The organism is Brevibacillus laterosporus LMG 15441, assembly GCF_000219535.2.
Classification (GTDB): domain Bacteria; phylum Bacillota; class Bacilli; order Brevibacillales; family Brevibacillaceae; genus Brevibacillus_B; species Brevibacillus_B halotolerans.
Genome location: NZ_CP007806.1, coordinates 1830931 through 1852965, shown reverse-complemented (window position 1 = coordinate 1852965; position 22035 = coordinate 1830931). Strand labels below are relative to the sequence as shown.

The window sequence follows — 22035 nt, the reverse complement described above, 5'->3', positions numbered from 1 at the left end:
CGCCTCCTCCGCCAAAAATTCTTATCCTTTTGGTTTGAACACCAGAGAAGCAAGAAAACTAAAAGCAATGGCCGCAGTAATACCAGCCGCTGGTACCTCAAACATCCCGCTCGCTACTCCAATGGCACCGGTTTGATTTAACTCCTGTAAGGCACCGTGGTACAGTGAATGTCCAAAGCTGATAATTGGCACAGTAGCACCTGCACCTGCAAATTTAATAAAACCATCGTAGATTCCAATAAAATCAAGCACCACACCTGAGACTACTAATGTAACCATGACATGGGCAGGTGTTATTTTAGCTACATCTAACATGATCTGCCCAACCACACAGATTATACCTCCTATGATAAAGGCAATAAGGTATTCCACGATTACTCTCCTCCTTCAAATGCTACTGCGTGAGCGATACACGGGATTGAATTTCCCTGTTGTGTACTGGTGGGACTAAGTAATGCACCGGTTGCGCACACAAGCACCTTTTTCAATTCGCCAGATTGAAGCTGCTTCATAATATAGCTGTAGGTTACGCTGGCACTTGAGGCGCATCCACTCGCCCCTGCAAACACTTCCTCGTCAAGTGGATAAATCATAAGGCCGCAGTCATTGTACACACCTTCAACGTTATAGCCTTCTTTCGCTAGCATATCTTTGCAAATGGCATAGCCCACGCTCCCCAAATCTCCTGTGACAATGAGATCATAATCAGATGGGCTACGTCCCGTATCAATAAAATGAGTGGCGATCGTAGAAACAGCGGCAGGCGCCATCGCGGCTCCCATTGCAAAAGGGTCTGTAATTCCCATATCTATTACTTTGCCGACTGTAGAATAGGTGATCCTAGGTCCCTTTCCCCCTATCCCTACAACTGCTGCGCCTGCTCCGGTAACTGTAACTTGTGAATGAGGAGGCTTTTGTCCACCATATTCAGTCGGATAACGGAATTGCCGTTCGGCTGTTGCGTTATGGCTGCTGCACGCGGCTACTATATAGTTAGAATATCTTGCATTGACTAGGGCCGTAGCGGTTGAGAGTGTCAGCATCGAGGAGGAACATGCCCCGTACATGCCAAGTGTAGGAAATTGCATTTTTTCAGCCGTAAAGCTAACGGTGATATTTTGATTAAGCAGATCACCTGCGATAATCTGATCGATTTGATTTTTTTTCAAATTAGCTTTCTTAATTGCAAAAGTAATGGCGTCCTCCATTAGCTTTTTTTCGGCTTTTTCCCAGGAATCCTGACCTGCGTACATATCGTCATAACTTTTATCAAATAAATCTTTTAGTGGTCCTTCTGCTTCCTTAGGCCCTACAACCACCGCACTTCCCTGAATCCGAACATCCTCGTTGAATCTCCACGTTTGCTGACTAACTCTATTTTTACCTTTCGTTGCCGTACTCACTGTTTTCACCTCGTTTTAGTAGAACATATTTAATATCACTCGCAGCATTCCAAAAATAAAAGCTGCTGTAACTCCATAAACGATAACAGCACCTGCCAGTTTAAACATGTTGCCAGCTACACCAAGCACATAGCCTTCACTGCGATGTTCAATGGCAGCAGATGACATAGAATTAGCAAAACCTGTAATGGGAACTGCTGAACCAGCCCCGGCATATTGACCGATATTGTCATAAATACCAAATCCAGTTAATAAAACAGAGATAAAAATAAGAGTAATGGAGGTTGGTCCGGCAGCCTTTTCTGCGTCCAGATGCATGAAAGCGATATAGAGATTCTGAATGATTTGCCCTAGCAAACAAATTGCTCCACCTACCCAGAAAGCACGAAAGCAGTTTAGCAAAATATTTCGTTTGGGCTCATATTTTTGAGCTTGCTCCTGATAGACTTGCTTATTCATTTGTAGTTTAAAGCCCTGTTTTTGTTTTTGCTTTGTTGCCATCTAACTTGTCCCCTTTATTTCCATTATGAAGTGCCATTGTAATGTCTAATTCCTCCTGCTTATTTTTGCTATGTCAGTGCTATTCTATGAATGGTTCGATTTACCAGGCTTATTTCTGGTTCCTTCCTAGCCTCTCATGGGCTTTATAAGGAGAAAGTCCATTGCAGCAAAGAACCTACTATCTTCCCTAACACCATCGCCATCAAAAAATTTCTCATATAATCATGGAGCCCCAATCGCTTGGTTAGAATAGGAAACACATTTAATACCTCTGTAAGACCAGCCGCTAGCATACCTACGAATATACCAGCGAAGCTTCCTACCACCGCGGTTAGCACCGCTGGGAGCTGCACTGAAATCGCCAAGTAATCACACCATGTAAACCAAAGCGCACCTAAGACGATGGCCCATTCATAGCTGCGAGTAAAAGAATGAGAAGAAGAGAGCTGTGTAAGGCGTGGAATGATATCTAGAACGCTTAAAAAAGCGACCAGACCACTTCCTACAGCAAGACCCCAGCCTAGTCCCATTACGATGACAAACAAATATAGCAGCATCATGTCTTATCTCGTTGATTTTCCTCGTTCTCATTTTCTAAATAATATTGATCCAGGTTCTGTTGATATAAAAATAATTCAACGTCAAGTGGACTGGGCTCTTCGTTGAATCGTTTACGAAAAATATGATTAAAAAACAAAACCATCCCAAGACCGATTCCTAATGAGTAAGGGATTTGAAGTAGTAGAGGACGTTTTTCATATTGTCCCGTGATTAGCTGATATAGACGTCGCTGTACCTCTAACATGCTGACATCAGCGTGAAAGTTCATTAGGGCTAAACCAGATCCTATAAACAGAAGAAGCCAAACAAATGATACAAGAAAAAAATTAGCACGTTTGGCGGGATTCTCTACCTCAACGATAATTTGAGTCGAACCCTGTACCTTAAGGTGGATCTCTGGATACATCTGACGCAGTTTACGGATTACCTGCATAATGTCGATGATAATCAAATTCCCATCCTCTTTTTTTACTTGATAGAGCGGAATACGACGTAATTTCTCCTCGCGCTCCCCATCTAAATAAAGCTGACAGATATCACCGAGCAGAATAACATCTTTCTGTCTTATCACCAGTCGCTTACGTAAGCGTAAAAATAAAATCTGCTCCATATTCACTGCCTCCTTCCTGCCTAATGCAAGCAGTGCGGTGTTTTTATGTAGTATCTGCAAAAAGAAAGAGACCATTCGAGCTATTGCTCGATTTGGTCTCTTATCGTTTGAAGTATCCTCTTTTCCAATCGCGACACCTGTACCTGTGAGATTCCTAATCTCTCAGCTACCTCAGATTGAGTTTGATCTTTATAGTAACGAAGAAGAACGATCAATTGTTCCCGTTCTGTCAATTTACTTATTGCATCACGTAAGGCAATCTGATCAAACCATTTGCTTAAGCTTTCATCGGCTATTTGATCAATCAAGGTGATCGGGTCACCATCATTTTCAAAAACCGTTTCATGAATCGATGATGGCGCTCGACTAGCCTCCTGAGCGAATACGACATCCTCATTAGACAGACCCAACGTCTCTGCAACTTCGCTGATGGTAGGGGAACGCCCGAATTTCTTATACAATTCGTCCCGCGTTCTTCGCACTTTGTTTGCCGTTTCCTTCAACGAACGGCTGACTTTGACCGTACCATCATCCCGCAGAAAGCGTTGAATTTCTCCGATGATCATTGGAACAGCATACGTTGAGAATTTGACATCATAGTTTAAATCGAATTTGTCGACTGCCTTTAATAATCCAATACATCCAATTTGAAACAAATCATCTGCTTCATAGCCACGGTTCATAAAACGTTGGACAACAGACCATACTAAACGAATATTACTACTTACCAGTTGGTCACGTGCAGACGTATCTCCCGTTTGGCTTTTAGCAATGAGCTCTTTTACTTGTTCGTTAGTAAGAAACGGCTGACTAGCGTTTTTAATATCGGCTCCCATGGCATTACCCCTAGCTTTGTAAAGCTTTTGCATAAGCGAGACGTTTAACTAAGCGAATCCTTGTACCCTGATCAATGGCCGTAACAACTTCTAATGAATCCATGAAATTTTCCATAATCGTAAAACCCATTCCTGAGCGTTCCAGCTCTGGCTTAGAAGTAAACAATGGTTGCATCGCCTCTTCCACATCAACAATTCCTTTTCCATAATCCTCAATGACAAGCTCAACTACTCCATCCTCTAAAGAAGCTTCAATATGAACCACTCCAAGTGGGTTTTCCTCATAGGCATGGATAATCGCATTTGTCACTGCTTCTGATACGACAGTTTTGATTTCCTCTAATTCTTCCATTGTGACATCGAGCTGCGAGATAAAAGATGCCACTGCAACGCGAGCAAATGCTTCGTTTTGACTGAGGGCAGAGAATTGTAGTTGCATGTGATTTTTCATCGTTATGCCACCCCCAGTACGTCCAAAGCATCTGATACATGCTCTTTGTACTTTAATACCTTAAACAAACCTGACATTTCAAAAATGCGATAAATGGTTGGATTAATGGAACAGACAAATACCTCACCAGAACGCGCTGTAATTTGTTTGTATCTCCCTAAAATCACACCAATTCCTGAGCTATCCATGAAGGTCAAGTCCTCCAAGTCGAGGACCACATGACGAATCTGCTCATCCTTGATAGCGGTGTCTAAACGGTTCCTCAAAGTTTCCGCTGTGTGATGATCCAGCTCCCCTTGCAGGCGGACCAACAGGACCTCACGTAAGGTCTCCATTTCAATGTGCAAGCTCATAACTTGGAACAACTCCTTCTCCCGTTGATGTCTCTCTTTTTCTCTATTCAATAAACCAAATCCTCCCAGCCGACAAAAGAACAAAAAAGTCGAGAAGCCTCTACAAAAGTGGACATTCTCGACATTTTTCGTAATTTCAGCGATAGGTAAACATTACCTTCTGGGTTGTTCTTTTGAGTATGTCCCACATATTGGCTCGTTCAACGGTTTTCTCTGGATACAAATCAATTCGGGCTACTTCTTTACCATTTTTTTTGATAAAAATATGGCCCACTACATTTGACTTTTTAATCGGAGCTTTTGCCTCACTAGCAAGTGTAATCTCTTTTACAAATGCATTAGGATTTTCTCCCTTTTTCAAAAGAAGACTAACAGGCTGTTCGGTCACAACGTTTACCTTCGTTTCTTCTCCCTTATCCAAAGAAAGCTGTTGAATAACATCCCCTTTTTTATATATGGGATGTACTTGATAATGATTAAAGGCATAATCAAACATACCAGTAATTTCTTTATTTCTTACCTTGGTATCGGGTTCACCCAATACAACAGCAATTACGCGCATATTTTTACGTTTTGCTGTTGCTGTAATACAAAATTTGGCTTCCGAGGTGTAACCCGTCTTCAAGCCATCTACTCCGTCATAAAATCGAACAAGTCGATTCGTGTTAACTAACCAGAATGGGCTGGCACTGTCTTTTCGTAGATAATCTTGATAGATGCCGGTATATTTAGTAATTATTTCATGTTTTAACAGCTCACGCGACATGATTGCAATGTCAGAGGCAGTTGTGTAATGATCTGGGGAGGGTAATCCGTTGCAGTTAATAAAGTGTGTATTTTTTAAACCTAATTGGGCAGCTCGTTCATTCATCTTCTTGATAAACGCTTCTTCTGTTCCTCCGATATGCTCAGCCATAGCAACTGCAGCATCATTTCCAGAAGCAATAGCAATCCCTTTCACCATATCCTCCACTGTCATCTCTTCACCAGGCTGCAAGAAAATCTGAGATCCGCCCATGGAAGCAGCTCGTTCGCTGGTACGAACTTTGTCGGTTAGCTTTACTTCTCCTCGTTCCATCGCCTCAAAAATCAATAACAAGGTCATTACCTTAGTGATACTTGCAGGCGGTAGTTTCTCATGCGCATTTTTTTCAAACAGAATGGTTCCGGAATCTGCCTCCATTAGGATCGCTGATTTTGCATGCGGAGCCATATTAGGTTTTGACTCTTCTGCAGAAGCTAGCCCTGGAGTAAGCATGGTTATGCAAGTAACCAAACAGAGAAAAACATGAAGTAATCTTTTCATTTCAATCTCGTACCTCCATTCGTATTTCTAGCTTCTCCTTTTCTCAGGAAAATATTCACACTTTGATCGAAATAAAAAATAAAGAGATTCGAGAGGTTGCTTACTGTACTGACAAAAAAGCTTGCCGTCCCTGCTAAGGTGAACGGCAAGCTTGTACTTATACTTGGAATTTAGCCACATGGGCTTCTAGATCATTTGATAATTCTTGCATACTTTGGACGTTTTTATTTATCTCTGCAATCGCTTTTAACTGCCCTTCGATAGTAGTAACTGCTTCAATCAGTGATTGATCAATCTCCCCAGACCTTTGTGACAAGTTTTGCATGGAGCTACTAACAACTTGATTACCGGCTGCCATCTCTTCTGAAATAGCAGTCATGGATTCACTCTGTTCAGCAGCCGCCTGAATCTCCTGTAAGATATGGGTAAAGGATTGGCCTACCATTTCCACGGATGTAAGTCCAGCATCCGCTTGTTTTACTACCTCATCCATATTTTGCGTCATCTCTTTTGCTTCATAGTTAATCGATCCCGCGATTGCTGCAATTTTTTCCGAAAAGCTACTGCTTTCCTCTGCTAACTTGCGAACCTCGCTTGCTACAACCGAGAATCCTTTACCTGCTTCTCCCGCCCGTGCTGCTTCTATAGCTGCATTTAAAGCAAGCAGATTGGTTTGAGATGCGATTCCCGTTATCATTTTAACAATTTCTGCAATTTCATTTGAGCGTTGGCGTAACGAATGCATCCGATTCGCATTTTGTCCGATTTCTTTCGTAACACCACGAACAACCTCTACTACATCTTGAACCTGCTTCATGCCGACCTGTGCCCGTTCTAATGTTTTCGATGTAGCATGAGAGGTAGCTTCTGCTGATATCGCAACCTGCTCCACCCCCTCGGAGATCTCCGAAACAGTAGTCACAGTATTCTGCACCTCTCGATTTTGCATGGATATGCGTTCTGATATCCCAGTTAACGTACCTGAAATCTGATGCAGGGACACGGTATTTGCTTCAGAATGTTTCTGCAACTCACCAGATGCCACATTTAGGACAACTGCTTGACTTTGTACACGGGTGATTAAATCCTTTAGTTCCCCCACCATCTGGTTAAGTGCTTGTCCGACTTGAGCAATTTCGTCTTTACCCCGCACCTCAATTTTTGTCGTGAAGTCTCCACTGCCAACTCGCTGCATTTGTGTTGTTACAGATAATAATTGCCTTTTCATCGAATTTGCATACCACCAAATAGCTACACCTGCTAGCACAGTGACCGGAATACTGACTAAGAAGATAATCCAGCCCATGCTGTTAACTTCTCCGTAGACTTCCGACAGGCTTGTGCTTAATACCAAGCTCCATGGCAACGTTTTTAATGGAGCAATGGATGCGAATGATTCGATTCCATTATCATTGTAAATAACATTGGAACTTGAGCGATCGACTACTTTTTGCATCAATTCTTTATAAGCCGGATTACTACCTACCTCTAAATTGTTCGTGTATTCCTCATTTTTATGAGCCACGACCAGACCATTCTCGTTTAATACATAGCCATAGCCATTTTCCATGAACTGAACCCCTGCTACGCTGTCTAGCAATTTTTGCATAGAAAAGGCAACGATCAGGATACGGCTTGTATCGCTATTAGATGGACCAATTGGTGTTGCGATGTAGCCATAGCTTTTTTCTACATGAGGCTGAATATCTTCACCCGAAATAACCATTTGTTTTTTAGAAACTGCCTCTTTAAAAAAGAATTTATCATTAAAATTCGTAAAATTCATAGTAGTTAATGAATACTCTTCGATTCCTGTATTTCCATTCACTAGATGAATCTTTTTAATTTCCGGAAAACTCTGTCGCAACAATTTAAATTCATCTTTTATGAGGGTATCAATGTTGGTACGCATTACATTCTTTGAAGCAGAGCTTTTTACTTTTGTTCCAATTGAATTTATCCAATCATCAACACTGGCTGTGTATTGCTCTGTCAACATTTTAGATTGTTTGGTTGTAATGTTGATTAACGTATTTTTGGAGAAAGACAATACGATCGTTTCTAAGGTTCCAAAGATCAATAGAACCAGGATGATTCCCCAGATAATCATTTTAGTTGCTATGGAGTTCCCCATATGAAGTCTTACATTTCTTATGTTTGTTAAAAAGGGCCTCCAGTTATCCTTTAACCCCCTAACTCCCTTGATCATTATTATCATCCTCCTTACATGTTAAAAGACCCGGCACATATCGAGCCTATAGTACCACAAATTATTCATATGTATAAAAGAAACATGAAACTTATTATCTATATCGGATAAACAGAGGGACTTAATTACTAAAAAACTGTAAAATTTCACAAAATAATAACTTTACAAATGATTACCACAGCATTTTACAAAATAAGATTGTCTGCAATTTTCGGATATTTTGAAATAAATGGAAATCCATGCTTTACCGGATAAAAGAAAACGGCGCCCTGCTGTACTGCAAGGCGCCGTTTTCTTTTATACTCATTTTTCGCAGAGAATAACGAATTTAGTTGAACAAGTGACAAGCTACGAAATGACCTGATTCAATCTCTTTCCAAGCTGGCTCCTTCGCTGCACACTCCGGCATTGCTTTCGGGCAACGCGTACGGAAATGACAACCGCTTGGTGGATTCATTGGACTCGGTACATCGCCTTGCAGGACGATACGCTCACGAGTACGCTCGATTTCAGGATCTGGAATCGGAATCGCAGATAATAAAGCTTGAGTATACGGATGGAGCGGTTTTTCATACAGCTTTTCACTATCTGCTAGCTCTACCATTTTTCCTAAATACATAACGCCAACTCGATCAGAAATGTATTTTACCATGGACAAGTCATGGGCGATAAACATATACGTTAAGCCCATTTTTTCTTGCAACTGCTCCAATAAGTTAACAACCTGAGCTTGAACGGATACGTCCAATGCTGAAATCGGTTCGTCACACACGATAAATTTCGGTTCAACAGCTAGAGCGCGTGCAATCCCAATACGTTGACGCTGACCACCAGAAAACTCATGTGGAAAACGGTTCATATGTTCAGGATTCAAGCTTACTAACGACAACAATTCTTGGATGCGTTCTTTACGTTTTGAACCACTAGCCAGACCATGAATATCTAATGCTTCACCGATAATATCGCCAACTGTCATACGCGGGTTAAGAGAAGCGTATGGATCTTGGAAAATCATCTGGATGTTACGACGCATTGCTTTCATTTCTGCAGGGCTTAATTTCGCCAAATCTTTACCCTCAAAAATTACTTGTCCTTCAGTTGGATCGTATAGGCGAAGCATTGTACGACCAGCAGTAGACTTCCCACAGCCAGACTCGCCTACGATCCCTAGAGTTTCACCGCGTTTGATCGTAAAGGATACGTCATTGACTGCCTTTAATGTATTTTCACCGATCTTAAAGTATTTCTTTAAATTGCGTACCTCAACCAATGTATCATCGTTTGACATAGCTTTGTTTGACATCTGTGCTCCTCCTCCCTTACGAACCTGTGCGAGCTTGTGCTAACGGATGCTGTAACCAGCAGGCGGCGCGTTGACTGTCGCTAATTGTAGTCAATTCTGGATCGTATTCCATGCATACCTTCATTGTGCACTCACAGCGTGCAGCAAAGCCACATCCCACTGGAGGTTTTAACAAATCCGGCGGAGTACCGAAGATTGGAGTAAGCGGCTCATCACGATTTAAATCGAGTCGTGGTACAGAGCGCAGCAAGCCTTTTGTATAAGGATGCTGAGGATTGTAGAATACTTCGTCTACCGTACCCTCTTCAATAACCTTACCAGCATACATAACGACTACACGATCGCACATTTCAGCAACTACACCCAAATCATGCGTGATCATGATAATAGAAGTTCCCATTTTCTTTTGCAAATCTTTCATCAAGTCAAGAATTTGCGCTTGAATGGTTACATCAAGAGCTGTTGTTGGCTCGTCGGCAATTAACAGCTTTGGCGAACATGAAAGAGAGATTGCGATCATGCCGCGTTGGCGCATACCACCGGAAAATTCATGCGGGTATTGGTTCACACGACGATCTGGTTGTGGAATACCTACAATGCTTAATAGTTCAATAGCACGCTCTTTAGCAGCGGCTTTGCTCATGTTTTGATGTTTAATTAAGCCCTCCATGATCTGATTACCGATCGTCATGGTTGGGTTAAGGGAAGTCATCGGGTCTTGGAAAATCATACCGATTTCTTTACCGCGAATAGATTCCATCTCTTTATTTGTCTTTTTAATAATATCCTGACCATTAAACAGAATCTGGCCCTGCTTATATTCACCCGGAGGCGTCGGAATTAGCTTCATCAAAGATTGAGCTGTTACCGACTTTCCACAGCCGGACTCACCTACAATTGCTACTGCTTCCCCTTTATTTACATGAAAGTTTACGCCACGCACAGCTTTCACTTCACCAGCATAGGTGTGGAAGGAAACATGCAAATCTTTTACTTCCAAAATTCGTTCCATCCTAATCCCTCCTATTTACGTAAGCGTGGGTCTACTGCATCTCGAATACCGTCACCCAACAGGTTTAAGGCCAAAATGGTTAAACTGATAAAAATAGCTGGGAACATTAAACGCCATGGGTAATACTTCATAGCCGGTAATCCCTCTGATGCCATGGTTCCCCATGAAGCAACTGGTGCAGAAACCCCTAGACCAAGGAAGGATAAGAATGCTTCAGCAAAAATTGCACTTGGAATCGACAAACTCAACGTTACGATGATCGGACCCAGAGCATTTGGAATCAAGTGCTTAAAGATAATGCGTTTGCTATCAGCACCAAGCGATTTCGCAGCTAATACATATTCCTGCTGCTTAAGCTGTAGCATCTGTCCCCTTACAATCCTGGCCATCCCGATCCAGCCCGTTATGGTAAGGGCTAAAATAATAGTCGTAACACCAGGCTTTAAAACAACCAAAAGTAAGATAACTACTAATAGATAAGGAATAGCAAACAGGATATCAGCAATGCGCATCATAACCTCGTCCACTTTACCACCATAGAAACCTGCGATACCACCCCAAAGTACTCCAACGATCAAATCAATAAAGGCAGCGGCAAAACCTACTTCAAGGGAGATACGTGCACCGTACCAAATACGAACGAACATATCACGTCCTAGATCATCCGTTCCAAAAAAGTGTTCCATGGATGGCTTTTTGTTTTTACCAGTTAAATCTGTAGAGAAGTAGTCATTAGAACTAATCATTGGCATAGCGATAGCACAGACAATTAGGGCTACCAAAAAGATAAGAGAAACCATAGCTACTTTATTTTGTTTAAGACGACGCCATGCGTCTTGCCAAAAGGATAAACTTGGACGCTTAATTTGTTCAGCCTGACTAGCATCTACAGAGACAGGCTCAAAGTGTTTTTCTGTTAATTGCATTCTGTCACTACTCCCTTCCAACATCGCCAAGCTTAATGCGTGGGTCAATCAATGTATAGGCAATATCCACAATCAAAACCATGACTACAAGTATCATCGCATAGAAGACGGTTGTACCCATGATAACCGTATAATCACGATTCGTAATGGATATAACAAATTCTCTACCAAGACCAGGAATACCAAAAATTCTTTCAACTACGAAAGCCCCAGTCAAAATGCTAGCAGACAAAGGTCCTAAGTAAGTAATAACAGGTAAAAGTGCATTTCGGATCGCATGTTTTACTGTGATAACGAAAGTACTTAATCCTTTAGATTTAGCTGTTTTAATATAATCTTGTCCCATAATTTCAATCATATTAGAACGAGTCAGACGCGCGATAAAGGCTAGTGGACTTGCTGCCAACGCGAATGTTGGTAAAACAGTATGCTTCCAAGTTTCCCATTTTGCAATCGGGAACCATCCAAGCTCAATCGAGAAGAAATATTGATAAAAACTTGCAAGGATAAAGCTAGGTACCGAAAGTCCAAGCACAGCAATCAGCATGGCACTATAATCCTGCCATTTATTATGATAGAGAGCTGCAATTACACCCAAGGAAATTCCGCCAAAAATAGCGACTAATAAAGCCTGTAGACCTAAATGTGCTGATACAGGAAATCCACGATTGATCATATCATTAACCGTTGATGATTTCTCAGTAAAGGATGGACCCAAATCCCAAGTAGCAATCCCTTTCAAGTACAACAGGTACTGCTGACTAATCGGTAAGTCCAGATTGTACTTTGCTTCCAGCGCTTTTTGAATTTCTGGTGGTACATTACGTTCACCGGTGAATGGTCCACCCGGAATTGAATGCATCAGGAAAAAAGTCGCGGTAACAATTAAAAACAAAGAAACAAACATAAAAATAATACGTTTACCAAGGTAACGGAGCAAACCTCATTCCCCCTTAAAAAGATTTCTACTATCTCTACACAATCCACCTTGGTGCATCTTAGATGACCATATGTGAATATATGATTGTGCTACTGTACAAGCGATCATCATTTTTCAAGCAAGCATTTTACAATATTCGACAGTTTTCGAGCATACGCTGTCTGTCCATGTCTGCATGAAAGCTATTATCCAATCTTAGTTATCTATTCACATGAAATGAACCAATTGTTTCTTTCCCTAAATCTTATGCGTTATTGTACTACTTAGGTAAAGTAAACCAAATAGGTTATTCATTCTGAATATTCTAGATAAAAACCAAGAGTCTGTATAATGTCTTTCTAATCAGTGCAATTCAGAAGGTTGGTCATACATCAAAACAGAGGGCAAATAGTTCACTAAACCATGCCCTATCTATACCTGATAGATGCATGATTCATAGTACAATGCTCTCATTGTATGTTTTTTCTGAAAAATCTAGCATCGGGAGATAAGGTTCTAAAGCCGGCTTGTTTAACCCCCTTCTGATGTCGTAATATCCTCTTCACGTACATACGAAAAAGATTCTTTATACTGCTTTAGCTCCAAAGAGACATCGGCAGCGAGTATGCCATCGATTCGCGAGAGTTGCTCATTAACGAAGATAATCAGCTCGTCATTACTGTAAAAACAGGCTTGTATGATTAAATCGTGCTTACCACTAAAAGCCCCTACAAATGTAACCTGAGGTAGTTCCGTTAACTCCGCAGCTACTTGTTTCTGTTTGCCCAATTTCGTGGTTAGACCGATAAACGCCAACACATTAAGCCCTAGCTTTTCCGGATCGGTGCGAATGACGAATTGAAAAACTCCATCATGTAATAGACGAGATATCCTCGAGCGAATCGTGCCTTCACTCACTTTTAATTGGTGAGCAATCTCTGTATAAGGAGTTCGGCCATCTTCTTGGAGGATCTGCAAGATTTGCCTATCCACATGGTCGATTTTCCTCAATCTTACCACTCCATTTTACTCTTATTTCTGTTTGATCTCATCTACTCTACGAATTCACTTTCGTACTTTTCCATTTCATTACGAATTTCGCAAAATAACGAAACAAACTGTCTGTTACATATAAAAATATTACGAATTTATTACGGTGTCAACGAATTACAGCCCCTACAAACATAAAATATTATAAACAAAGTGAATAGAACTAGCATGAATTTCCTACAAATGTATGCTACAAACTGAACTAACCGGTCAATTTTCATAAACTTTTCGTTTTAAATCAAAATAGTCTTGGTTATAAAGCGATGATAACGCTTTCATTTTGTCTCTTGTTTGAAATATCCCATTCTTTGTCTTTCATTATTATAATTTATTTATTTTATATTTTTTTATGTTCAGCTGACAGAATTATCTTACATATGTAACATAACGCATACATTTTTGACCTTGCATCGTAACATGTAAAGGAAAGACTCTCTAACCTGCCCCACCCATTTATCCATAAAAGCAATCCTGGCCTAGGTTTGGATCAAGAGAGTCTTATCTATCCTTTTTAACATTCTTCTAACAAACGAGCTAATAGTGTCGTTCTTTTTGGAATATCTTTTACCCAGATGAACTCACGTGGGGAATGGGCATAATCGCCACTTGCCCCTAATCCATCTAACGTGGGAACCCCGCAAGCGGCGACAAAGTTACCATCGCTAACACCACCTGTTCCCTCTTCTGTTAAGGAGCAGGAGAACTCCTGTTCACAAATATACTTCGCTAACGCAAAAAGTGCATAGCTTTTCTCCGTCTTTTCCATCGGCGGACGATTGATACCTCCCTTCACAACTAGCTTTGTTCCAGGAAGAACTGGCTGTAAAGACATCATGAGCTGGTGAATTCGTTCCGCCTCTTCTTGAGATTGCACTCGCACATCTACTTCGGCTTCAGCATAATCGGCTACTACATTTCGCCCTACCCCGCCTGTAATTGTCCCCACATTAACCGTTGTTCCATTTGCATAATTGGTCAGCGAGTGCAAATGTTGAATATGATAGGTTATTTCTTGAATAGCTGAAATTCCTTTATCGTGATCAACTCCAGCATGAGCCGAAACCCCTGATACCTGAATCGTGTACTGCGAGCTACCCTTGCGCCACGTCTTTAATGCCCCATGAGGAGCTACCGGCGGTTCTAATATGAACGCTACCTCTGCTTTTTTCGCCTCCTCTTCCAAAATCAATCGAGAAGTCGGGCTACCGATTTCCTCATCTCCTGTAAGAAGAAGCACAATCGTCTTATCCTTTGGAAGGCGATTAAATCTACTCAGAGCTTGAATGGCAAAAATAGCTTGAAGAATCCCTGCTTTCATATCATAGACTCCGGGTCCGTATGCCTTTCCATCCTGGCAACGAAATGGTCGCTTTATACTCTCCTGTAGTGGCCATACTGTATCATAATGACCGACTAATAAGATTCTTTTCCTTCCTGTCCCTACCTCCCAGCGCAATTGGTCGCCATAGGTGGGGTTCGTATAACGGTGAACCCTTCCGCCCGTTAATTTATGCATGACTTTTATATACCAAGCAATCATTTTTTCGCTCTGTGATTTATGTTTAGAAGGAGAATCAATATTGACACTCTCTTCTAAGTGTTGCATAAAGCTAGGCAGTTGTTCTTGCAAATAAGTATATAGGGCCATAGGTAGATGACATCTCCATTAATGTTGTTGTGCGTTTAGTCCAAATAATCGATCTAAACCATATACCTTTTCCAATAAAAAGATAAAAAATAAGCTAATCAGAATAACAACCGATGATATAGAAGCCACCATTGGATCAAGTGATTCCTGCATGTAGGTAAAAATGGCGAGCGGTAACGTTGTTGTATCTGGAGCAACGAGGAATAAGGATACTGTCACATTATCAAAGGAAGTCAGGAACGAAAAAATAAATCCTGACAAGATCGCTGGACGCAACATCGGTAATGTAATATCCCAAAACACATGTACCGGTCTTGCCCCTAGCATATATGCCGCCTTTTCTAAGGTGTAATCAAAGGTAGTTAACCCCGTCAAAACAAGTCGTACGACATAAGGAATTGAAATTAATATGTGTGCTAGTAGCAAGCCCAAGAATGTTCCCCCAAGCCCAAGACGGGTAAAGAACAACAGCGCCGCGATACCAATAATCAGTGATGGCACGGTTAAAGGTGATAAGAGCAAGCCACTAATAAAATTTTTACCCTTAAATTGATACTTAGAGATTGCGATGGCAGCCATTGTTCCAATCAAGGTCGAAAGGATGGCCGTGATAGCTGCTAACTGGAGGCTAAACCAGAAGGCTTCTATAAACTCAGGCCGATCAAGGATTTGCTTATACCAATCCAAGGAAAACCCTTCTGGGGGAAACGATAGGTATCCAGCAGCAGTAAATGAGCTTGGAACAATAATCAAAAAAGGCGCATTTACAAAAATCAAAATGGCAACGGTGATAACACCTAGCCAAGAAAATTTACCTTGTCTCATGATGTAAACACCTCTTTATACCGTTTTGTTTCTACTAATCGACTAAACAAAGTGACCAGCACAACCGTACTTGAAAGCAATAAGATAGCGAGAGCTGCTCCCAATGGCCAGTTAAGGGTCGACATGATTTGTTCAAAGGCTAGTACAGGAATAACCTTAACCGACGTTCCTCCCATTAGGGCTGGTGTAACATAGGCACTCATCGACAAACTAAAAACCAGTGTAATGCCGGCAAACACACCAGGCATGCTCAGAGGTAAGGTTATGTGAAAAAAAGATTGAAGGCGTGTTGCTCCTAAGATAGAAGCCGCTTTATACAAGGAAGCATCAATGGTATAAAGACTAGTCGCAATTGCCAATACCATATAAGCAATAAACGCATCCGTTAAGCCTATAACAATACCTAATTCGTTGTATAACAAGCGGAGTGGCGTTTCAATAATCCCTACTTTTAGTAGCATGGTATTCAGCCAGCCTGTATCTCCCAAAATGACTACCCAGCCGAAATTTCGTATCACAACACTTATAAGATGTGGACACAAAATTAACATCGTGACGAGCCCACGCAGCTTTCCCTGTGTACGGGCCATAAACATCGCTACAGGATAGGCTAGTAGTAATGTGCAGGCAACGGTGTATAAGCTTAGAGAGATTGTTCGTCCTAGTATCTCTAGATAATAGGTATCCTGAAAAAACATGAGATAATTGGACCAACTAAACTGCCCCTCTGCTCCTTCCAAACTTAAAAGAAGAATGAAAAGCATAGGGATAAGAAAGACACCAAGTAAAATAATCATGGCCGGTAAAAGTAATAACAGATAGCCGAGTCGTTTTGACATCTTTACTCCCTCCTCTCCGCCATTACAAAAACATCTTCCTTTTCCCATTGACAAATGATCGTTGCTTCCTGCTTCATTTCTGTAAGCACACTCGATTCTTGTACGCGTACATCAAGCTGAGCTCCTCCAATCTGCACCCTACATTCCGTATAGGCACCAAGGAATGAGGAAAACGTCAGTTGTCCGTATACTTTATTATCCATGGAGGATCTATCGCTTGATCGATCATGTAACGAAAATAGTTTGATTTTCTCTGGACGGACATAGGCTATCACTCGCTGATCTATCTGTAGATTTTTGTTAGTCACAACAGCTTGTATCTCCCAATCTCCATCTGTTTTAATCGTCATGATCTGACCGTTTATAGCGGTAATACGACCAGGTATTCGATTTGACTTGCCAATAAACGTATGAACAAATTCTGTTGCTGGATGATGATAAATTTCGTGAGGTCGACCGATTTGCTCTACACGTCCATAATTCATGACTACTATTCGATCAGATAGGGATAAAGCTTCTTCCTGATCATGCGTAACAAAAATGGTCGTAACTCCAATTTCCTGATGTAGCCGTTTCAACTCATCACGTAATTCTTCACGTAATTTCGCATCTAGGTTGCTTAATGGCTCGTCAAGAAGTAACAATGACGGCTCTACAACTAATGCTCTGGCAATGGCAATACGTTGACGCTGTCCGCCTGAAAGCTGCTTGGGATATCGATCTGCTACATGTGGTAGCTTTACCAGCTCTAGGACCTTTTGGATTCGCTCCTTCTGTTCCGCTTTAGATATTTTGCGTAATTTTAACCCATAGCCAATGTTCTCCCCTACCGTCATGTGCGGGAATAAGGAATAGGTTTGAAATACCATACCCAATTCTCTCTTATAGGGGGGAACTCCATTCATCCTCTTGCCTTTAATGAGCAAATCCCCCTGGTCAGGATCTAAAAAACCGGCAATCATATTTAACGTTGTTGTTTTGCCACAACCAGAAGGACCTAGCAAGGAAATGAACTCGCCTTGCTCAATTTGAAGCTGGAAGTCATCAACAATAATCTGATTTTGGAACCTTTTCTGAATATTTATCAACTCTACATCCGGCACTCTTGTCAATATGGACACCTACTTTCCTACTTTGGGCGCAATTTCCTTGTTGAAATGATTAATCCACTCTCCCGTCTTACTTCCTAAAACGGCATAATCAAAGTTCACAACTTTGGTCCGATCAAAATCAAGCTGTTTTGCTACATCATCCGGCAAGTCCACTTTGGTAGCAGGATTGTAATATAATTTTGAAGCATACATGCTCTGCACCTCATCTGTTAGTAAGAAATTCATAAATTCCTTAGCTACCTCAGGATGCTTTGCCCCTTTAACCATAACCGCTACGTTTGGTACTATATTAGCCCCTTCTTTGGGAAAGACGAATTCAAGTGGTAATCCTGCTTTTTTTTGTGTAATGCTCCGCGCCATTGTCCACGCTGTGTAGGCAGAGGTCTTACTTTGCAAATTCTGTTGGAGCTGTGCAGCAGACTTTGCAAATGTAGGCATATATCCGGCAATCATCTCTAGCTTTTTGAAGCCCTCCTCCATTTCTTTTTCCGAACCACCATTGGCATACGCAAGCATGATTAACGCACTACGCCCGAAGTTGCTAGTAATATCAGTTAAAATCAAATTTCCTTTCATTTCAGGACGAGCTAGATCATTCCAGGATTCTGGCACAGGTAACCCCTTTTCCTTAATGAGGTCAGTATTATAGGAGATGCCCATAGGTGTGAAATTAACCGTAACTCCTGAATTTTCTAACACTTTTAAGTCATCAGCTACGTTAGCCGCATTGGGGATATCTGTTGCTGTAATCGGTTGCCATAATCCTTCTGTACGGCCTTTTTCTTGCTCACCGCCCTCTATGATGGCTACGTCTATTTGTGGAGAGTTTTTCTGTGCCTTTATCTTGGCTACAATTTCCGTAGAAACACCTGATACATAGGAGAGCTTTACATTCGGATGTTTTTCATTAAATTTTTTAAAAATCTCGTCTTTCATCAATTTTTCTACGGTAGCGCCATTTCCAGCAATAACGAGCTTGTCTTCGAATTGAGATTTTGCCTCATTGCTTCCCGCTGGTTGTGCTGAGCTTCCACAGCCTGCCACCAATATTGCCGAAAGTGCAATAACCGATAAAACTGACCACGCTTGTTTCTTCATCATAAGCACCCCATACTCTCTTTTATTGTTCTTTTATAGTGAACTCTGTTATCCATATAGGAACGATATGTGAATTTTAGCATGAATATTTTCAAAAATCAATTATTTGTGAAAATTATGTGTCCATGATACAATACCGTTACATCAGGGCTTTTCCCCTATTTTTTGGAATATCAGTCAATCGTGTATGACTTTTCATAGGAAAGGAATAATCGGATGGACAACTTCTTATCTTCCGTTAAAAAAAGCTGTCATCTTATGCAACTCTTTTTAGATTCTCCTAGAGAATTGGGTGTAACAGAAATAAGTAAAAAACTGGCGATGTCCAAAAGCGCCGCACATAAATTACTAACCACACTTGAGAGCGAGGGCTTTATTCGCCAAAACCAAAAAACCAAGCAATATGCGCTTGGTTATACCTTACTTGAATTAGGTTCAAAGGTATTACGTGATCACAATACCGTAGAATATACAAAACCCCATCTTGTAGAACTGGCAGGCGAGACCAAAGAATTGGTATGTCTTTGTATTATGGATGGTAAAGATGCTATTTATGTGGACAAAATCGACTCTGAATATCCTATTCGCTTTACCGTTGATGCCTATCGGCGGTTTCCTTTATATGCGACAAGTAGTGCTCGGTGTTTGCTTGCTTATCAATCCGAGACTTTTATTGATGAAGTTCTTGCATCTGGGCTAAAAGCATACACACCTCAATCCCTTACTTCTACTGAGGAAATGAAACAGCGTCTGACAACGATTAGGAGAAACGGCTATGAAGTTAGCTCCAATCTGCGCAATGTTGGTGTGACGGCTATTGCTGCCCCTATTTTTGATGCAACCGGACAAGCCATCGCTTCCATCAGTCTAATCGGTCCATCTGAACGTATGCTTCCTCATATGAATGATTTTCAGCAGAAAGTATTACGAACCGTTTCCCAATTATCACTTGGTTTAGGGTATCACCACTAGCATAAAAACCCCTTTGGGCAGAAAAGCCAAAGGGGTTTTTGTGAATGTTTGAAAGCATTCCTTATGTTTCACTCGTCGACAGATTATGAAAGATTACATCTTTTCAATTACACTTTTTACTAAGGAAAGAAACTCCGCTTTTACCTTCTCAGTCGTCTCCATTACCTCGTCATGGGATAATGGTTGATCAAGAATTCCTGCCGCCATATTGCTGATGCAAGAAATACCGAGTACCTCTATGTTCATATGGCGAGCCACGATTACCTCTGGTACTGTAGACATCCCAACAGCATCTCCGCCCAGAATACGCAACATGCGAATCTCAGCAGGAGTTTCATAGGATGGGCCTAATAGCCCTGCATACACGCCTTCTTGTAATTGGATGCCCAATGTAGCTGCAATCTCTTTAGAAAGCTTACGTAAGCGTTTGGAATAAGCTTCAGACATATCAGGGAAGCGAGCGCCTAAAGACTCATCATTTCCTCCGATTAACGGATTGCGATACGTCAGATTGAGATGATCAGAAATTAACATCAAATCACCTGGTTTATAGGATTCATTGATGCCACCTGCTGCATTCGTAACAATGATGGTTTCTACACCAATCGCTTTCATGACACGAATCGGGAACACAACAGCTTCCAATTCATGCCCTTCATAGTAGTGAAAGCGTCCTTGCATCGCTACTACCTGCTTGCCTTTCAATTTTCCAATAACAAGCTGCCCTTTATGTCCGACTACTGTTGATTTTGTAAAATGGGGAATCTCGTTGTATGGAATAACAGTAGTTTCTTCAATTTCATCTGCCAAAACACCTAGACCTGAGCCTAAAACTAAGCCGATGGTTGGCTTTTCAGTAAGCTTTTCCTCAATAAACGCCTTTGCTTCAAGAATTTTGGACATGTATGCTCTCCCCCTACAATTGAGCTAAGAAACTTTGACCGATTTTCGGCATTTTCACTTCGAAGTTTTCGGCAATGGTTGCCCCTAGGTCAGCAAATGTTTCACGCACACCTAGATTTTTGCCTGTCTCCAAGTTTTTGTAGTAAGCCAGTATAGGTACATATTCGCGAGTATGATCAGTACCATGATGAGTTGGGTCATTTCCATGATCAGCTGTTATGATAAGTAAATCATTTTCTTTTAAAGCTGCCAGTAGCTCAGGAACGCGTGCGTCAAACTCCATTAACGCTTTTCCGTACCCTTCTGGATCGCGGCGATGACCATATTTGGCATCGAAATCAACTAGATTTACAAAGCTAAGCCCTGTAAAGGATTCTTGCATGCTTTGAAGTAGTTTATCTACTCCATCCATGTTGTCCTTGGATCGAATCTCTTTACTTACACCCTCTCCTGCATAAATATCAGAGATTTTACCAATCGCAATGGAAGTGAGTCCTGCCTCTACAAGGTTGTTCATAACCGTATTGTCAAATGGTTTCACAGAGTAGTCATGACGATTTGAAGTACGTTCAAATGCCCCTGGTTTTCCTAAAAACGGACGAGCAATTACACGTGTAACCGCATATTCGTCACGCAGTGTAAGCTCACGGGCAATCTCACAGATCTTGTATAGCTCTTCTAGCGGTACGATTTCTTCATGAGCAGCAACTTGGAATACGCTATCAGCAGACGTATACACAATTACTGCACCTGTTTTCATATGCTCTTCGCCTAATTCATCCAGAATTTCAGTTCCAGATGCTACCTTGTTACCTAATACTTTACGCCCGATGCGTTGCTCGAATTCCTCAATTAATTCTTGTGGAAATCCATCTGGATATGTATTAAACGGAGTAGATACATGCAACCCCATAATTTCCCAATGTCCAGTTGTTGTATCTTTCCCCATAGAGATTTCTTTCATTTTGCCATAGTGTGCGCGAGGTGCAGCCACAGCTGGTACATTATGTAGCGGAGCAATAGTACCCAGACCTAATTCTGCAAGATGCGGAAGTGCGAACCCATCTACCTTTTGTGCAATATGACCAAGTGTATGAGAACCTTCATCATTAAATTTCTTAGCGTCAGGCAATTCACCAATTCCAACACTATCCAACACAATTAAAAATACACGCGAAAAACGATTCATTTGTGTGTT

23 protein-coding genes are annotated in these 22035 nt (G+C 41.3%); 1 reads left to right on the top strand and 22 read right to left on the bottom strand.

From position 1 onward, the window contains the following. Positions 1-21: 21 nt before the first annotated feature. From spoVAE to BRLA_RS08520, 20 genes are all read right to left on the bottom strand, one after another. The gene (spoVAE, locus tag BRLA_RS08615) at positions 22-372 is read right to left on the bottom strand and encodes a stage V sporulation protein AE (RefSeq protein ID WP_003337793.1); all 351 of its coding nucleotides are present in this window, start codon (positions 370-372) and stop codon (positions 22-24) included. Positions 373-374: 2 nt separating this feature from the next. Continuing rightward, complete coding sequence (gene spoVAD / locus BRLA_RS08610; protein WP_003337794.1) at positions 375-1403, bottom strand: stage V sporulation protein AD; 1029 nt, start codon at positions 1401-1403, stop codon at positions 375-377. Between the two features lie 15 nt (positions 1404-1418). Further along, on the bottom strand, positions 1419-1904 hold the full coding sequence (gene spoVAC, locus BRLA_RS08605; RefSeq protein WP_003337795.1) for a stage V sporulation protein AC: 486 nt from the start codon (positions 1902-1904) through the stop codon (positions 1419-1421). Positions 1905-2047: 143 nt separating this feature from the next. Beyond that, a complete protein-coding gene (locus tag BRLA_RS08600; RefSeq protein ID WP_003337796.1) occupies positions 2048-2464 on the bottom strand; it encodes a stage V sporulation protein AB in 417 nt (138 codons plus the stop codon). After that, positions 2461-3075 (bottom strand): stage V sporulation protein AA, encoded by a 615-nt coding sequence (locus tag BRLA_RS08595; RefSeq protein ID WP_003337798.1) that lies wholly within the window; start codon positions 3073-3075, stop codon positions 2461-2463. Before BRLA_RS08595 ends, BRLA_RS08600 begins: the two co-directional genes overlap by 4 nt. 80 nt (positions 3076-3155) lie before the next feature. After that, entirely contained in the window at positions 3156-3911 is a 756-nt protein-coding gene (sigF, locus tag BRLA_RS08590; RefSeq protein ID WP_003337799.1) for an RNA polymerase sporulation sigma factor SigF, read from the bottom strand. A 10-nt stretch (positions 3912-3921) separates the two neighbouring features. Next, positions 3922-4362, bottom strand: coding sequence for an anti-sigma F factor (gene spoIIAB, locus BRLA_RS08585; RefSeq protein WP_003337800.1), 441 nt, complete (start codon positions 4360-4362; stop codon positions 3922-3924). 2 nt (positions 4363-4364) lie between these two features. Next, positions 4365-4715 carry an anti-sigma F factor antagonist gene (gene spoIIAA / locus BRLA_RS08580; protein ID WP_003337801.1) on the bottom strand — a complete coding sequence of 117 codons (351 nt, stop codon included), beginning with the start codon at positions 4713-4715 and terminating at the stop codon, positions 4365-4367. 136 nt (positions 4716-4851) lie between these two features. Continuing rightward, positions 4852-6021, bottom strand: a complete 1170-nt coding sequence (locus tag BRLA_RS08575) for a D-alanyl-D-alanine carboxypeptidase family protein (protein ID WP_003337802.1) — start codon at positions 6019-6021, stop codon at positions 4852-4854. Positions 6022-6178: 157 nt separating this feature from the next. After that, entirely contained in the window at positions 6179-8230 is a 2052-nt protein-coding gene (locus BRLA_RS08570; protein ID WP_003337803.1) for a methyl-accepting chemotaxis protein, read from the bottom strand. A gap of 328 nt (positions 8231-8558) precedes the next feature. Beyond that, positions 8559-9518, bottom strand: a complete 960-nt coding sequence (locus tag BRLA_RS08565; RefSeq protein ID WP_031308890.1) for an ABC transporter ATP-binding protein — start codon at positions 9516-9518, stop codon at positions 8559-8561. A 31-nt stretch (positions 9519-9549) separates the two neighbouring features. Continuing rightward, entirely contained in the window at positions 9550-10545 is a 996-nt protein-coding gene (locus BRLA_RS08560; protein WP_003337805.1) for an ABC transporter ATP-binding protein, read from the bottom strand. An 11-nt stretch (positions 10546-10556) separates the two neighbouring features. After that, a complete protein-coding gene (locus BRLA_RS08555; RefSeq protein WP_003337806.1) occupies positions 10557-11471 on the bottom strand; it encodes an ABC transporter permease in 915 nt (304 codons plus the stop codon). A 7-nt stretch (positions 11472-11478) separates the two neighbouring features. Then, the gene (locus tag BRLA_RS08550; protein WP_003337807.1) at positions 11479-12411 is read right to left on the bottom strand and encodes an ABC transporter permease; all 933 of its coding nucleotides are present in this window, start codon (positions 12409-12411) and stop codon (positions 11479-11481) included. 510 nt (positions 12412-12921) lie between these two features. Beyond that, a complete protein-coding gene (locus tag BRLA_RS08545; protein ID WP_003337808.1) occupies positions 12922-13401 on the bottom strand; it encodes an Lrp/AsnC family transcriptional regulator in 480 nt (159 codons plus the stop codon). A gap of 550 nt (positions 13402-13951) precedes the next feature. Then, positions 13952-15088, bottom strand: coding sequence for a M20 family metallopeptidase (locus BRLA_RS08540; protein WP_003337809.1), 1137 nt, complete (start codon positions 15086-15088; stop codon positions 13952-13954). An 18-nt stretch (positions 15089-15106) separates the two neighbouring features. Next, entirely contained in the window at positions 15107-15913 is an 807-nt protein-coding gene (locus BRLA_RS08535; RefSeq protein WP_003337810.1) for an ABC transporter permease, read from the bottom strand. After that, positions 15910-16752: an ABC transporter permease gene (locus BRLA_RS08530; RefSeq protein ID WP_003337811.1), complete on the bottom strand. Its 843-nt coding sequence runs from the start codon at positions 16750-16752 to the stop codon at positions 15910-15912. The genes BRLA_RS08535 and BRLA_RS08530 overlap by 4 nt, the downstream gene beginning before the upstream one ends. A 2-nt stretch (positions 16753-16754) precedes the next feature. Then, positions 16755-17864, bottom strand: a complete 1110-nt coding sequence (locus tag BRLA_RS08525; RefSeq protein ID WP_041752520.1) for an ABC transporter ATP-binding protein — start codon at positions 17862-17864, stop codon at positions 16755-16757. 9 nt (positions 17865-17873) lie between these two features. Then, positions 17874-18962, bottom strand: coding sequence for an ABC transporter substrate-binding protein (locus BRLA_RS08520; protein ID WP_003337813.1), 1089 nt, complete (start codon positions 18960-18962; stop codon positions 17874-17876). A gap of 216 nt (positions 18963-19178) precedes the next feature. Here BRLA_RS08520 and BRLA_RS08515 point away from each other — a divergent pair, with 216 nt between their 5' ends. After that, entirely contained in the window at positions 19179-19934 is a 756-nt protein-coding gene (locus tag BRLA_RS08515; protein WP_003337814.1) for an IclR family transcriptional regulator, read from the top strand. Between the two features lie 93 nt (positions 19935-20027). On the opposite strand, the gene BRLA_RS08510 is transcribed toward BRLA_RS08515, so the two are convergent. Both BRLA_RS08510 and deoB read right to left on the bottom strand, forming a co-directional pair. Further along, complete coding sequence (locus BRLA_RS08510) at positions 20028-20837, bottom strand: purine-nucleoside phosphorylase (RefSeq protein WP_003337815.1); 810 nt, start codon at positions 20835-20837, stop codon at positions 20028-20030. Between the two features lie 13 nt (positions 20838-20850). After that, positions 20851-22026 carry a phosphopentomutase gene (gene deoB / locus BRLA_RS08505; protein WP_003337817.1) on the bottom strand — a complete coding sequence of 392 codons (1176 nt, stop codon included), beginning with the start codon at positions 22024-22026 and terminating at the stop codon, positions 20851-20853. Positions 22027-22035 lie beyond the last annotated feature (9 nt).

Coding starts and splice junctions, on each gene's coding strand:
- spoVAC (WP_003337795.1), bottom strand. CDS start 1,904: ATGGCAACAAAGCAAAAACAAAAACAGGGCTTTAAACTACAAATGAAT.
- BRLA_RS08600 (WP_003337796.1), bottom strand. CDS start 2,464: ATGATGCTGCTATATTTGTTTGTCATCGTAATGGGACTAGGCTGGGGT.
- BRLA_RS08595 (WP_003337798.1), bottom strand. CDS start 3,075: ATGGAGCAGATTTTATTTTTACGCTTACGTAAGCGACTGGTGATAAGA.
- sigF (WP_003337799.1), bottom strand. CDS start 3,911: ATGGGAGCCGATATTAAAAACGCTAGTCAGCCGTTTCTTACTAACGAA.
- spoIIAB (WP_003337800.1), bottom strand. CDS start 4,362: ATGAAAAATCACATGCAACTACAATTCTCTGCCCTCAGTCAAAACGAA.
- spoIIAA (WP_003337801.1), bottom strand. CDS start 4,715: ATGAGCTTGCACATTGAAATGGAGACCTTACGTGAGGTCCTGTTGGTC.
- BRLA_RS08575 (WP_003337802.1), bottom strand. CDS start 6,021: ATGAAAAGATTACTTCATGTTTTTCTCTGTTTGGTTACTTGCATAACC.
- BRLA_RS08570 (WP_003337803.1), bottom strand. CDS start 8,230: ATGATCAAGGGAGTTAGGGGGTTAAAGGATAACTGGAGGCCCTTTTTA.
- BRLA_RS08565 (WP_031308890.1), bottom strand. CDS start 9,518: ATGTCAAACGATGATACATTGGTTGAGGTACGCAATTTAAAGAAATAC.
- BRLA_RS08560 (WP_003337805.1), bottom strand. CDS start 10,545: ATGGAACGAATTTTGGAAGTAAAAGATTTGCATGTTTCCTTCCACACC.
- BRLA_RS08555 (WP_003337806.1), bottom strand. CDS start 11,471: ATGCAATTAACAGAAAAACACTTTGAGCCTGTCTCTGTAGATGCTAGT.
- BRLA_RS08540 (WP_003337809.1), bottom strand. CDS start 15,088: ATGGCCCTATATACTTATTTGCAAGAACAACTGCCTAGCTTTATGCAA.
- BRLA_RS08535 (WP_003337810.1), bottom strand. CDS start 15,913: ATGAGACAAGGTAAATTTTCTTGGCTAGGTGTTATCACCGTTGCCATT.
- BRLA_RS08530 (WP_003337811.1), bottom strand. CDS start 16,752: ATGTCAAAACGACTCGGCTATCTGTTATTACTTTTACCGGCCATGATT.
- BRLA_RS08520 (WP_003337813.1), bottom strand. CDS start 18,962: ATGAAGAAACAAGCGTGGTCAGTTTTATCGGTTATTGCACTTTCGGCA.
- BRLA_RS08515 (WP_003337814.1), top strand. CDS start 19,179: ATGGACAACTTCTTATCTTCCGTTAAAAAAAGCTGTCATCTTATGCAA.
- BRLA_RS08510 (WP_003337815.1), bottom strand. CDS start 20,837: ATGTCCAAAATTCTTGAAGCAAAGGCGTTTATTGAGGAAAAGCTTACT.
- deoB (WP_003337817.1), bottom strand. CDS start 22,026: ATGAATCGTTTTTCGCGTGTATTTTTAATTGTGTTGGATAGTGTTGGA.